12 protein-coding genes are annotated in these 14,194 nt (G+C 31.5%); 5 read left to right on the top strand and 7 right to left on the bottom strand.

Going from position 1 to position 14,194, the window contains the following annotated elements; all coding sequences use genetic code 11:
• Positions 1–93: 93 nt before the first annotated feature.
• Both H8K90_RS06565 and H8K90_RS06560 read right to left on the bottom strand, forming a co-directional pair.
• Complete coding sequence (locus H8K90_RS06565; protein WP_186845116.1) at positions 94–1,893, bottom strand: ribonucleoside-diphosphate reductase subunit alpha; 1,800 nt, start codon at positions 1,891–1,893, stop codon at positions 94–96.
• 3 nt (positions 1,894–1,896) lie between these two features.
• Positions 1,897–3,186, bottom strand: coding sequence for a ribonucleotide-diphosphate reductase subunit beta (locus H8K90_RS06560; protein WP_186845115.1), 1,290 nt, complete (start codon positions 3,184–3,186; stop codon positions 1,897–1,899).
• A gap of 840 nt (positions 3,187–4,026) precedes the next feature.
• On the opposite strand from H8K90_RS06560, the gene H8K90_RS06555 reads away from it, so the two are divergent.
• The gene (locus H8K90_RS06555; RefSeq protein ID WP_186845114.1) at positions 4,027–4,761 is read left to right on the top strand and encodes a LytR/AlgR family response regulator transcription factor; all 735 of its coding nucleotides are present in this window, start codon (positions 4,027–4,029) and stop codon (positions 4,759–4,761) included.
• A gap of 3 nt (positions 4,762–4,764) precedes the next feature.
• Complete coding sequence (locus tag H8K90_RS06550) at positions 4,765–6,738, top strand: tetratricopeptide repeat-containing sensor histidine kinase (RefSeq protein WP_186845113.1); 1,974 nt, start codon at positions 4,765–4,767, stop codon at positions 6,736–6,738.
• Here H8K90_RS06550 and H8K90_RS06545 read toward each other — a convergent pair.
• From H8K90_RS06545 to H8K90_RS06535, 3 genes are all read right to left on the bottom strand, one after another.
• The gene (locus H8K90_RS06545; protein WP_186845112.1) at positions 6,718–7,428 is read right to left on the bottom strand and encodes a DUF4412 domain-containing protein; all 711 of its coding nucleotides are present in this window, start codon (positions 7,426–7,428) and stop codon (positions 6,718–6,720) included. The two genes, H8K90_RS06550 and H8K90_RS06545, sit on opposite strands and share 21 nt — an antisense overlap.
• An 18-nt stretch (positions 7,429–7,446) precedes the next feature.
• A complete protein-coding gene (locus H8K90_RS06540) occupies positions 7,447–9,849 on the bottom strand; it encodes a T9SS type A sorting domain-containing protein (RefSeq protein WP_186845111.1) in 2,403 nt (800 codons plus the stop codon).
• A gap of 123 nt (positions 9,850–9,972) precedes the next feature.
• Positions 9,973–10,539 (bottom strand): DUF3109 family protein, encoded by a 567-nt coding sequence (locus H8K90_RS06535; RefSeq protein WP_186845110.1) that lies wholly within the window; start codon positions 10,537–10,539, stop codon positions 9,973–9,975.
• 90 nt (positions 10,540–10,629) lie between these two features.
• Between H8K90_RS06535 and H8K90_RS06530 the strand changes: the two genes are divergently transcribed.
• From H8K90_RS06530 to H8K90_RS06520, 3 genes are read left to right on the top strand one after another with little or no spacing between them, the layout of a single operon-like run.
• Positions 10,630–11,211, top strand: coding sequence for a MarC family protein (locus tag H8K90_RS06530; RefSeq protein WP_186845109.1), 582 nt, complete (start codon positions 10,630–10,632; stop codon positions 11,209–11,211).
• Between the two features lie 10 nt (positions 11,212–11,221).
• Positions 11,222–11,422 carry a hypothetical protein gene (locus tag H8K90_RS06525; protein WP_186845108.1) on the top strand — a complete coding sequence of 67 codons (201 nt, stop codon included), beginning with the start codon at positions 11,222–11,224 and terminating at the stop codon, positions 11,420–11,422.
• Positions 11,422–12,030 carry an FAD-dependent oxidoreductase gene (locus H8K90_RS06520; protein WP_186845107.1) on the top strand — a complete coding sequence of 203 codons (609 nt, stop codon included), beginning with the start codon at positions 11,422–11,424 and terminating at the stop codon, positions 12,028–12,030. The genes H8K90_RS06525 and H8K90_RS06520 overlap by 1 nt, the downstream gene beginning before the upstream one ends.
• A gap of 4 nt (positions 12,031–12,034) precedes the next feature.
• Here H8K90_RS06520 and H8K90_RS06515 read toward each other — a convergent pair whose 3' ends face one another.
• Positions 12,035–13,645 (bottom strand): S41 family peptidase, encoded by a 1,611-nt coding sequence (locus H8K90_RS06515; RefSeq protein ID WP_186845106.1) that lies wholly within the window; start codon positions 13,643–13,645, stop codon positions 12,035–12,037.
• A gap of 25 nt (positions 13,646–13,670) precedes the next feature.
• Positions 13,671–14,099: a deoxycytidylate deaminase gene (locus H8K90_RS06510; protein ID WP_186845105.1), complete on the bottom strand. Its 429-nt coding sequence runs from the start codon at positions 14,097–14,099 to the stop codon at positions 13,671–13,673.
• Positions 14,100–14,194: the final 95 nt, after the last annotated feature.

Here is a 14,194-nt window from a genome sequence, read left to right as displayed (position 1 = left end):
GCATCTCAATAAATGAGATGCTTTTTAATTTTATTTATAAAATTCCTTTTCTACTTTGTTTAAGTTTCATTAAAATAAAGCCAAAGAAATTGTTTAACCTTCACAACTAGCACATTCTTTCTTTTGTTTGAATTTCTGTGCAGCATTCATACTGTGTTGGTAGTACAATGATTTTACACCTAATTGCCAAGCTGTAACATAAAGTTTATTAATGTCCTTAACTGGCATATCTGGATGTACCATAATATTTAAAGACTGTCCTTGATCAATGTGATTCTGTCTGTTTGCCGCTTGATAAATAATGGTCATTTGGTCAATTTCAGAATAGGTTTTAAACACATCTTTTTCTAATTCTGTTAAACCTTCTAAATGTTGTACAGAACCATCATAATCTCTAATGCTTTTCCAAACTTCAACCGTATCCATTCCTTTTTCTTTAAGCAATGCTTTTAAGAATGGGTTTTTTATTGTTGTCTTTATCTTAGCAATATCCTTTACATAACTGTTAGACCAAATTGGTTCTATACCTTGTGATACTTGTCCTAAAATAAATGCAGAAGATGTTGTTGGTGCTACAGCATTTAATGTAGCATTACGTCTTCCGTAACCTTTTAATACTTCTGGCTCACCGAACATAGTTGCCAATTCCTCTGAAGCCTTCACTGACTTTTCTTTTATCGTCTTAAAGATTTCGCTGTTTAAGTTAAATGCTTCTGCACTATCAAACGGTAACATTTTAGACTGTAATAATGAGTGCCATCCTAAAGCTCCCATACCTAATGCTCTATTTTCTTTAGCGAAGTTGTATGCTTTCTCCATAAACATAAAAGTTTGTCTATCATCTCTATCTGGAGAATCTCTATAAACTTCTAGCTTAGTTACAAACTCTTCTAAAACAGCATCTAAGAAATAGACCATTGTTTCAACCGCATCTGTATCTTTCCACTTATCGTAGTGTAATAAGTTTATTGAAGACAATACACATACAAAAGACCATCTGTCGTTTGTTGGCAGCATAATCTCAGAACACAAGTTACTTGCGTAAATCTCGTGCTTGTTTTCTTGATATACTTCTGGTGCCGCATTGTTAGCATTATCTTTAAAGAAGATATAAGGGTATCCTATTTCTCCTCTACGTTGTAATACTTTTGCCCAAATGGCTCTTTTTTCAGTATCACCATCGATCATTTCTTGCATCCACTCATTTCCAACAGTAACACCATGTGTTAGCTCTTGGATTGGATTACCTTCTGTACCGATTTCTAAAAATTCATTTATATCATTATGTTCTATTGGTAGGTATGGGGAAAAACGACCTCTTCTCACTGAACCTTGACTTACGACATCAACCATTTTTTCAAATAATTGCATAATATGTACAGCTCCAGAAGATTCTCCGTTATTTTTTACTGGTGCACCTCTATGACGAAGCTTACCAAAGTAACCAGAAGTACCACCTCCTAGTTTAGACATCATGCCAACTTCAGATTGCGTATATAAGATATCACCCATATCATCAGAAATGTGCGAACCAAAACAACTAATTGGTAAACCTCTCCTTTTACCAAAGTTAGACCATACTGGTGATGCTAATGAATAATAGCCTTCTGCCATATAGCCATAGAACTTGTCAGCAAAACCTGGAATCTTTAAGATTTTTTCAGCATTATCCGCAATTTCTCTAATTCTAGCCTCTGGCGTAGTACCTTCTGTAAGATAACCCGACGACAAAAATTTGCGGCTATGGTCTGTTAACCATTTTATTTCTGGTTCTTTATTAGCCTCTTTAATGGCTTCTTTTCTGGCTTTTATTAATTCATCTTGTGGTGAAGTTGTTGTAGTTTGAGGGTTTACTACTTTGTTTTCGAGATCTAAGTTAGTTTTGTCGTTCATGGTTTAAAATAAGTCGTCTGGTGTTACACTTTTAGTTCTTTTTGCATAGTTGATTGAGCGTTTCACAAAGAAATCTCCGTGTTTGGTTCCAATAATTTCATCATCGAACCATTCTGTTTGCTCTAGTAAGCTATTATCAACTTCAAATATTTTATCGATCCCAATACTTTCGAGGGAATTGTTAAATCTTTGCTTTATAAATTCATTTATTACATTCTTTGGAAGGAAGTCCAATTCACCCGCTTCAAAAATCCAATCGATGATTCTGCTTTCAGACTCAAAAGCTTCTTGGCACATTACTTTTACGATGGTATTGTGCTCTTCTCCAAACCAAGTTGGATTTTCATCTTTTATGATTTTAATAATATCGATTCCGAAATCACCGTGAATTTGCTCTTCTTTAGAAGTCGCCTCAACAACATTAGAAATACCTTTTAGCATATTCTTGTGCTTGTTGAATGCCATTATAATTAAAAACTGAGAGAACAGGGATACATGCTCAATAAAGAGTGAGAATAATAAAATTGATTCTGCATACTCTTTGTTGTCTTCACTTTTTGCATTTTTTAAAGCTGTCTCTAAATAATGAACACGTCTCATTATTACAGGATTTTTCTTTAATCTTCTAAACTCATTATTAAGACCAAGAATCTCTAATAGATGAGAATAAGCATCGTGGTGACGTACTTCACTTTCTGCAAAAGTTGCTCCTACAGATCCTATTTCTGGTTTTGGCATTTTATGGTAAATGTCTCCCCAAAATGACTTTACAGCAACTTCTATTTGAGAAATAGCCAACATTGTATTTTTAATTGCATTTTGCTCTACAATGGTTAATCTTGTTTTAAAATCTTGGATATCACTGGTAAAATTAAATTCAGAATGTATCCAATACGAATGTCTAATCGCATCAACGTATTCGTTCAATGCTGGATATTCATACGGTTTTAAGTTAATTCGCTTCTCAAAAATATTTGTCTTTCTATTTCTAGCTTGCTCATCTCTGTATAGAATGTAGGCTTTTGCAACATCTAAAAACTGACTATCCATCAATTTTAACTCAACAAGGTCTTGTACTTCTTCTACAGTTGGCACATATCTATAATCTCTGCCCTTTCTCTCTAATAATTCTTGCATAACATTCACTGCAATCTTATTAGCATCTTCTTTTGTTCCATTACCAACAGACATCATTGCTTTTTCTACAGCATTAGAAATTTTATTTAAAACAAATGGACTTGTTTCGTAGTCTCTTTTTATAATTTCCGTAATCTCTAGTTGTTTAGTTTCCATGGTTTAATTTTAATTTTTGAGGCTAAAGATGTATTAGAATGGTCTGTAATCATTCTAAATATCTATAGCAAATGCTGTAAAATGTGTTATTAGTTTTCTTTATTAAAAAGAAATAAAATGAGCGTGAATGTTAAAATTGATTTTTGAAATGGGCTCTGTTTTTATAATAAAAGAGCTAAAAATCTATTCTATTTTGCCTTGAACAAAGATTGACAATTGTAAGAAATAATAAAAGGGTATTTTGTAAACATTGTCAACAAGTTTTTAACAAACTCTTGTAATGCCTATAAAACCTAAGGATTATTAAAAATAATGCTAAACATCTGTTTTTCAGCATTTTAAACAGTTATTGTGTATTTATTTTTTGTAGGTGTAATCGTATTAAAACGATGGTAAGCAAGCGTATTTATTGTGGTTTTGTTGGTAGAATTTTTCAATACTATAAAATAGAAAAGAGCGTTGAATCAACGCTCTTTTTTCCCTAATAACTAACTAAATGAAAAAGTAATTTTTTTTAATTACCCCTTTATTAAATTAACACTGAAACAAAAATCAGAATTTAATTAATTCAAATTTTTAGCGATTAATAGCAATTAACCTTAAAAGCAAAGTCCCCACTCTTACTTTTAATTATTTGGTCAGTTTCATTACTCAAATATCTATATAAAGAATTTCACTTTTTGCCCCTAATGTATAATTGGTAAAAAAAAATGTATAACTGGCTAGTTAAATTTTAGCTTATTGCTTTTGAGCATGTTATACACAAAACGAAGCATTGCACACATATTTATATGCATAACAATCAATATATACATATATTTATATTCTATATTTTATTCTATGTTAAAAGCAGTAATTGTAGATGATGAGCCTAAGGCAATACAGGGTTTAATTTGGGAGCTAAGCAACTTTAGTAACGAAATTGAGGTAATAGCCTCATTTACAAATCCAGACGATGCCTTAAAGTTTTTAGACTCTAATACACCAGATTGTCTATTCCTAGATGTACAGATGCCAACTATTGGAGGCTTTCAATTTTTAGAACAATTAAAAAGCATAGATTTTGCTGTAGTCATTACTACTGCTTATGATGAATATGCCATAAAAGCGTTAAAGCACGAAGCTATTGACTATTTATTAAAGCCTATAGACTCAGATGATTTAAAAGATACCATCGCCAAGATTAAAAAACATGGCGAACGTACAATTAACTCAATGAAGTTTGAACGCATGTTATCTAATTTTAATTCAAAATTCGATAAAAAACGTATAACCATTAATACAGATGGTAAACTTCTTTTTTTAGATGTAGATGATATTGTATATGTAGAATCTGATGGTAACTATAGTACTCTTTTTTTACAAGACCAGAAAAAGATTGTGGTCACTAAAAAATTAAAAGAAGTAGACGCTATATTACCAGAACATTATTTTTTTAGGATACATAATTCATACATTATCAACTTAAATAAAATAAAAGCTTTTATAAAAAATGAAGGCTATGTGATTATGGATAGTAATCATAAAATCCCTGTGGCAAGACAACGAAAATCGGATTTTCTCGAAAAGTTATAATTTATGAATTACTCATTATCTCATAAGCTTATAGCTCTTTTTATATTGATTGTTTCAATATCCTGGAATGTTGATTCTCAAAATAATGATTTTGAAAATGCATTAAGTCATATTAAAAATTCAACACCGACTGCATACAAACAAATTGATTCAGTTTTAAAACCGTTTGAAAGAGATAGCATAAAGATGAGGCAGTTTTTAGAAACCTCTAAACGCATCTCTTATAATGAAGGTTCTAGTTACGCGCTTAATGCTCTTGGAGTTATTAATAGAAATATTTCTAAATATGATGAATCCATAAAACTTCATCTAGAAGCTAAAGACTATGCCGAAAAAGCAGAAAGCGATGAACTTAAGATTATCAGTCTAAACATGATTGGTGTTGCCTACAGACGAACAGATATTATTAAACCTGCATTAGACTACCATACAGAAGCTTTAAAAATTGCTTATTCAGTAATAAATCCTTCGGAAACAATAACCTACAATATAGCTGTATCTCAAAATAGTATTGGGAATATATATCTTGCCTTAAAGCAATATGAGATGGCTATAAACCAGTTTAACAAATCCCTAGAAATTGAAAGGAGAGCAGACAATAAATTAGGTTTAGCGATTAACTACCACAACATTGGTTATGCCAAAGAAGCCTTAGGGGATTTGGATACGGCTCTAATAAATTATAAAAAATCACTTAACTACAATAATGCTATAGACTCAGAAATTGGTAGAGTTATCTGTTATAATAGTATCGGTGGAATATATTTAAAAAAAGAAAACTACAAAGACGCTGAGCCTATTATTAGAGATGCTTTAGAAAAAGCATTAAAGCTAGACGACCAATTTTATATATCATCTACCTACCTTAATCTTGGGCAATTAGAAATGGCATTAGGTCAAAATTCACTTGCTGAACAAAACCTAAAAAAAGCATTAGATATTGCAGCTTCTTATAATTTAAAATCATCTGTTGCAGAATCTAGCAAACTCTTATCAGAAATAAATCAAGAAAAAAAGAATTATAAAGTCGCATTAGAATATTACCAAAAAGCAGTAGAAATAGAAAATACCATACTCACAGAGCAAAATCTACAATATGTTAATGATATTGCTTTAGAGTATGAAAATGAAGACAAGAATAATCAGATAAAGGCTTTGGCATCAGAAAACGAAGCCGTAATGCAACGTTTAGAAAGAAATAAAAAAATATTGCTTTACACCTCTCTATCGTTAGTTATTCTAGGCATCGTTTTATTTATCCTCAATAGAACAAAGGCCTTAAAGCGAGATAAACATATTTTAACCTTAGAACAAGATATGTTGAGAAGCCAAATGAATCCACATTTTATCTTTAATTCTTTAAACTCTATTAAACTCTACATTATAAATAACGAAAAGGAAAATGCGGTTTATTACCTCAACAAGTTTTCAAAATTAATTCGAAAAATTTTAATGGCATCAAAGGAAAAAGAGACCTCATTACATGATGAACTTGAAACTATGAAGCTTTACATGAATATTGAAAACATACGTTTTTCTAACGAGATAGATTTTAAAATCACTGTAGATGAATCTATTAACACCGAAATCACTAAAGTACCATCATTAGTTTTACAGCCCTTTTTAGAAAATGCATTATGGCATGGTTTATCTTCCAAATCTAATGACAAGAAGATAGAGCTTAATGTGATAAAAAAATCTTCAGGCTATATAACTGTAGAAATTATTGATAATGGTATTGGTAGAATAGCCTCAAGAAAAATACAAAACAGCAAAAAGTTAAAACGTAAATCCGTTGGTATTGATATTACAAAAGCACGTCTTGCTAATTTTTCAAAGGCATTTTTAAACTCTTATATCTTAGAGATTGAGGATTTATATGAAAACGACAATCCTTCTGGCACTAAGATAATACTACAAATTCCTACTAATAAATTAAAAACTAAGGCACTAAGATTAGCCACCAAAAGCTCCTAACATAGAACCATATTTTGTTGTATCTAAAGAAAAATCGGTTTCTTCTAATCCAGTACATTGCATCGTCATATTGTTTTTAGACTTCTTTTTATCTTCAAATATCATTTCCATCATTAATCCACTTTCTGCATACTTTTTCATTAAATCTGGATTAAATCCTTTTGGCATATTTTTCATATTAGATCCAAAAACTTGATTAAAACTTACTGGCACGTCATCAGTAATATAAAATGTCATTTTTATTTTATCATTTTCACTTATATAACCTTCACACTCATAGCCATTAATTGTTTTAGAATCTATCTCAGTAAATGTATAATCAGACATATCTTCCGTTTCAGTACCAAAGTCAGAAGCTTTCAATTTTGATTTCTGAACCACTTTTTTGCCCATCATTTCCATAAACATTGCAGTTACCCCTAAATCTGCATCCATAACCATAAACATTTTTGTATCCTCACTACCTTTTGTCATTGCAGCTGTATCAAAGCCAAAATAAGCAGCATCTTCCTTTAAATAGTAATCCAAAGTAACATCGCCTTTCTTATGTGTCATCTTTAACTTGTAGATATAATCAAAATCATAAGTTGATGGTAATTCTACTTTCGATGCCTTTTGTGCAAAACCGTTATTTGATAATAGCAAAAACGAGATTAATACAATAAATTTTGAAATGTGTTGCGTTTTCATTTTTAGTAGTTTTATGAATTAATTAATAATAATTTTTTGTGTATGTGTTGCACTATCTATATCAATTTTTAATATGTACATTCCAGATTTTAAATGACTTACATCCAAATTGTCTTTAGATCTAACACTTGCAACTTGTTTACCAACAACATCAAACAGCTGCAACCTACTAATTGATTGATTAGAAGCAACATAAATTTTACTGTTTACTGGATTTGGATAGATATTTATATCGGCTTCTATCTCTGCGGTTGCTATACTTAAAACCTCTGGATAAGATATATACTCGGTTGCTAAATCATTATCAATAAGTTTAAATGCAGTAACAGAGGCGTGTGTCCAAAGACTGCCTTCACTATCTATTGCTAATGCCGTTGGTCTGTAGTGATCTAAAGCAGGCATCACAGAATTGGCATTCTCTAAACTAACATTGGTAAGAGTAGGGTTAACATCGGTCGGATTTTCTATAGTTGTAATTGATGCATTGTCATTGGTTAGCAAATATGCTTTTCCGTTAGTATCTATTACAATATCTTTAAGATTATAAATTTCTACATAATCTGCTGCTTTAAATTCGTAAAAAACACCAGATTCTTCATAAACTGCCGCAGTAGGACCAAGAAACCAAACACCACCATTTGGAGCAGCCACTATTTTTTTTGGAGTAAAACTCCCAACAGATGATAAATCGTAAGTTGTAGACGAAAGTGTAGTAATATTAAACTTCTTTATTTCTAAAGTGCCTGTATATCTCATAAACCAAACATCAGCATTATCATCTATTGCAAAATAATTAGCATTTTGGTACCAATCTTCGTCTAAATTGTATGAAATGACAAAAGCATCATCTTTATAAACATCGATTCTTTTATTTGATCTATCAAAAACCCAAATCTGATCTGCAACACGTTTCATATCTGTTGCTTGATTGGTCATTGTCTGAAAAGAAGTCGCATTTGGAAAATTAATTTTTTTCAACTCAATCGGACTTCCACCTCTTACAATTGCATTATCATCATCATCCACAACACCAAATAAACTTAGATTTTCAATATCAATAGTTTGGTGTTCATCATTTGCATCTCTGTATATAACCACATCGTCGTAACCATTAAACCACCATACACCACCATTATTATCTGGCATATTATAGGTAAATCGTCTATTCATTCTGTTAGACAGATTACCATCCTCATTATCATTTCTACCAGACCATATATCATTGGCATTAATTAAAACTTCGTAATTACTGGTACTCCCTGAAGAAAAGTCTATCGATGTAAAATAAAACTGATTATTTCTGAAGTAAATTTCACTTGGATTATAAGTCATTGGAAAATTTAATGTTGATATTTCGGACAACGGCAATAAATCCCAATTGGGAGTATTTCCTGTAAATGACAATTCCATTAAACCAGAATAATTAGATGCATTTACCCAAATCTCATCATTATCGCTAATAGCCACATTTTGAAAAGCGTAATTTACAGCTGCATTAGTTTCTGAAACTAACTGATACATATCATAGGTCTCCGCTGCAACATCAAATTTTACTATGCCGCCATCAGAACTACCATTACTTATTGCCAACCATAGATAACCATTAGTATCAAACTGTAAATCATTTACTCTATCAAAAGGTAAACTTGGAGTGGTAGAAGAATTATATGGTGTGGTAGCAAAGTTGGTGACATTAATTTTAAACAAGCCATTTATACTTGCTATATACAAATGATCATCATTATATATTAGTGTAGAAGTATCTACACTAGCACTAACATTACCTGCAGTTGTTAATTCTATAACAGGAGTTAAACTAGCTCCGTCATAAGAAAATAAGTAGCGACCATTTGCACCACCTCCATATGCTATAATCCAAGTAACGCCTCTAGTAGCATCATAGGCAAATAAATATGGGTATCGGTTATTAGGAAAATTAACAGGACTTAAGGTTTTTTGTACTCTATCGTATATATTAAAGCCATAATTTGCATTAGATGCCTGTATAATGACTTTTCCATCTGGTAAAACTAGTCCATTACGTATAGTTGCGGTATTTGTCCAGTCTCCTTGGGTATTATATGTTGGTATTGCGATATTAGGAATATTCTCCCAAGTACCATCTACATTTCTAATTGACAATCCTTCACGAGTAACATAATACTCATCATTGTTATAATAATTAGGTAACATATGTCTTACTCCTCTATCGTTTAGACCATAACTTCGTTCTACAACACCGAGGTTATCGCTGTTATCACAAAATGTAAGTTTATCAGTGGCTTCTGGAATTGAATTACCACATTGATTTGGGTAAAATGTAATTTTTGTGCCTACAGTAAAGGCTTCTGTTTTAGTAATTTGCGCAATAGTTTTAAAAGAATAGAACAAGACAAATAACGTTAACAACTTAACTTTCATAGCTGGTATTTAAATGATTAAACCGAAAAATTAAGCTATTTTTCTAAATCCTATTGTTAGAAATGTATAGTTGGAAGAAAATTCTGTAAAATCAGAATATTTAGAATACTGATAGCTATATAATTATTTCATTTTTTCTGCAACCTTCTCTAATTCAGCATACCAATCTTCGCCAAATTTTCTAATAAGCGCTTCTTTTACAAATTTGTAAACAGGTACTTGAAGTTCTTTCCCAAGAGAACAAGCATCATCACAGATTTCCCATTTATCATAATTAACACCAGAAAACTCAGAGTATTCTCTAACCCTAATTGGATACAGATGACATGACACAGGCTTTTTCCAAGAAATTTCTCCTTGATTATATGCTTCTTCAATAGCGCAAAGTGCTGTATTTTTCTCATCGAAAATGACGTAGGCACAATCGGCTCCATCAATAAGTGGAGTTTCCAAATCCCCAAAAGCAGTAGTTATTGAAGTCCCTTGAGCTTCTATAGCATCAATTCCTTCTTTTCTTAGAAACGGTTTTAGTTTAGGGTAGATATCTTCAAGTATTTTTACCTCATCTTTATCTAAAGGTGCACCAGCATCTCCATCGATACAGCAAGCGCCTTTGCAGGCAGATAAATTACAGACAAAATCCTTTTCTATAATGTCTTCTGAGACTATGGTTTTTCCGAGTTGAAACATGCGACAAAAATACCAAACTTAACCACAATTTAATATTGAAAATCTTTAATAATATCGCACCTTTGCAAAAAATTTGAAAAAACGCAAGTCATGCAATTAAATTTTAAAGAAATATTCACCGCCTTTATGGTATTATTTGCTGTTATAGATATCATCGGAAACATTCCGATTATTATTGATTTACGCAAAAAAGTTGGACATATACAAAGTGAAAAAGCATCACTTATTGCTGGTGTAATTATGATTGTTTTTTTGTTTTTAGGGCAAAGTTTATTATCTCTAATAGGAATAGACGTTAACTCGTTTGCTGTTGCTGGAGCATTTATTCTATTTTTTATTGCACTAGAAATGATTTTGGGTATAACCTTATATAAAGATGATGAAGATGGTGGCATTACTGCTTCTGTTTTTCCATTAGCTTTCCCACTAATTGCAGGTCCAGGAAGTTTAACTACACTATTATCGTTACGTGCTGAGTTTGCAATTCAGAATATAATCATTGCTGTAATATGCAATGTCATAGTAATTTATATTGTTTTAAAAACTTCTGCCAAGATTGAAAAAATTCTTGGTCCTAATGGTATTAACATAATAAGAAAAGTTTTTGGCGTAATTTTGTTAGCAATAGCCGTAAAATTATTTGCTCATAATATTAAAGAGTTATTGGCTTAAAATTTTAAACATGAAAATATTTACACTTATTTTATCAATAATTGCAGTAGCGCTCATTATTTTTAATGTAACAAAGTTAAACTTTGATGCACTTTTGGAAGGTGAAAGTTTTACAGCAGTTATTACTATAGTTGCTGGATTATGTGCAATTATTCTATTACAAATTCTAAGAATATCTAAGAAAATAGAAACATTAAACAAGCAACGTTAATGACTTTAGATGTTTTAATTATTGGTGGTGGAGCTGCAGGCATGTCTTGTGCACTAGTTTTGGGTTCGGCAAAAGATAAAGAATTTGCTAAAAACAAAGAAATCGCCATTATTACACATCAAAAAACATCACATCTTCAAAATGCTTTATTCAATAATGTTTTAGGTTTAACTCCTGGTACTTTAGGTGCTGAAATTTTAAAAAATGGTAAGCAACAACTTAATGATTTATACCCTCATGTAAATCAAATTGAAAACGAAAAAGTAACTGCAATAGAGAAGCAACTTAAAGGTTTTTTAATAACTACAAATAAAAACACATACCATACTAAAATTGTAGTGATTACGGTAGGTTATACAGACCTAATCAACATTGATGGTTTAGAGAATTATATTGAACCTCATCCAAGAGCTGTACCTGAGAAAAATAGAATCTGGTTAAAAAACACAGATCATCTTATTGAAGAAAATCTATATGTTGCTGGTACTTTAGCAGGTTGGCGTAGCCAGTTCGCTATAGCTAGTGGAAGTGGTGCACATGTTGCTACAGATATTTTAACTTTATGGAATGGTGGTAAACACACCAAAGTACATGATAAAATGCACTAATTGATTATTGCTTAAAATCAGGATATTGAGTACTGAGTAGAATCACCTCTTGCACCATAACATCTTCTTTATTGATAATTTCTTCAAAAGCATTATCATCATATAATTGACGGGCAAGCGTAGCTTTTATAATACGTTTAATTTCATCATTATAAGCTACAAAAGTGATATTAGTGCTTTCCTTTCTATTAATAAATTCTTGAAAGCGTACAACGATATCATCGCTAACTTCAAAATTATTAATAAAATCGTATTTAGTTACATTTGCATATATGCTGCGATCTTTATCTAATTCTTCAAAAACAAAAAAACCAAAATGTCCTCTTCTTCGGAGATAATTAATAGTTTCATTTTCGAACAAACGATCTACAGGCACAAAAACATCTGGAATAATACCTCCTCCTCCATAAACAACCTTACCTTTTGGTGTGGTAAATTTTAGAGAATCATCAACTTCTATACTTTCTTCATCTACTAGCTCCCCTGTTCTTAAACGTTTGTAGTAGTCGTTATGATAACCTCTACTGTCTCCGTTAGTATATGGTCTTTGAATAGAACGACCTGTTGGTGTATAATAGCGAGATACCGTTAAACGAACAGCACTACCATCACCTAAAGCCATTTCTCGCTGTACTAAACCCTTACCATAAGAACGCCTTCCTACAATAATACCTCTATCATTATCCTGTAGTGCTCCAGCAATAACTTCACTTGCAGATGCAGAATTTTCATTAATTAAAATATAAATTTCACCATCTTCAAAATCTCCTCTACTTGTAGCATAGGTTCTTTCCTCTCTTCCTTTTTTATCTCTTGTGAAAAGAATGAGTTTGTCATCCTCCAAAAATTCATCTGCAATTTGCTCTGCTACACCTAAAAATCCGCCTGGATTATCACGCAAGTCCAAAACCAACTTTGTAGCTCCTTGGTCTTGGAGGTCATCTAAAGCTTGTTTAAACTCTTTATAGGTAGATTCTGCAAAACGATTAATTTTTATAAAACCTAACTCATCAGATAACATATATGCAGATTCTACACTTTTAATTGGTATGCTTTTTCGTTTTATCTCAAACTCTAATAATTCATTCTCCCCTTTTCTGTAAACGGTAAGCTTTACTTTAGAGTTTTTTTCTCCTTTAAGTTTTTTGGTAATTAGGTCATTGGTAATATTACTACGACCAAAAATAGTATCACCATCTGCGTATAAGATTCTATCTCCACTTATAATACCTGCACGCTCACTAGGACCACCTTCTGTAGGTTTTATAACAGCTATAGTATCTCTGTAAGGATAGAAGTTAATTCCTATACCAACAAAATCACCTTTCATACTTTCCGTAATTCGGGCTAAATCTTCTTTTGGAATATAAGTTGAATGCGGATCTAAATTATCTAAAATACCATTTACAGTTACATCAACTATGCTATCTGTATTAATTTCATCTACGTATTCATAATCGATATAATCTATTAATCGGTTGAGCTTGTCTTTTTTACTATTGGTTGTAAACAGATTATCCGATGTATCTGTAAAACTTAACTTACCGCCAATAGTAACTCCTACTGCAATTGCAACACCAATAATAAGTGGTATGTATTTATTTTTAGTTGCCATATTATTTCCCATCTAAATAGGAATCTTAATTTAAATCTTCAATATGTTCTAACTCTATCCCTGCTTTTTTTAAAAATTGCAAGCCAGAATCATCTTTATATCCCTGTTGATATACTACACGAATTATGCCAGCCTGATGGATTAACTTACTACACTCCTTACATGGAGATAATGTAATATACAAAGTTGCTCCTTTACAAGATTGGGTTGATGAAGCTACTTTTAATATTGCGTTAGCTTCTGCATGTAGCACATACCATTTGGTATAACCTTCATCATCTTCACAATAATTTTCAAAACCTGTAGGTGTACCATTATAACCATCAGAAATTATCATCCTATCTTTAACAATAAGTGCACCTACTTGCTTACGTTTACAATGAGAAAGCTTGCCCCATTCTTTAGCAATGCGCAAATAAGCTTTATCGTAACGTAACTGTTTAGTGTTTGACATTAATTATTATCTTAAAAAAATAGGCCTGTAAAATAACGAATATAAATGGTTCGTATTTTATAACCAATTTACAATCCGTAAAATTTAACCAAACT

Source organism: Winogradskyella echinorum (genome assembly GCF_014297365.1).
Taxonomy (GTDB): domain Bacteria; phylum Bacteroidota; class Bacteroidia; order Flavobacteriales; family Flavobacteriaceae; genus Winogradskyella; species Winogradskyella echinorum.
Note: the sequence above shows the minus strand (reverse complement) of the source record. Positions and strands in the feature narration are given on the sequence as shown.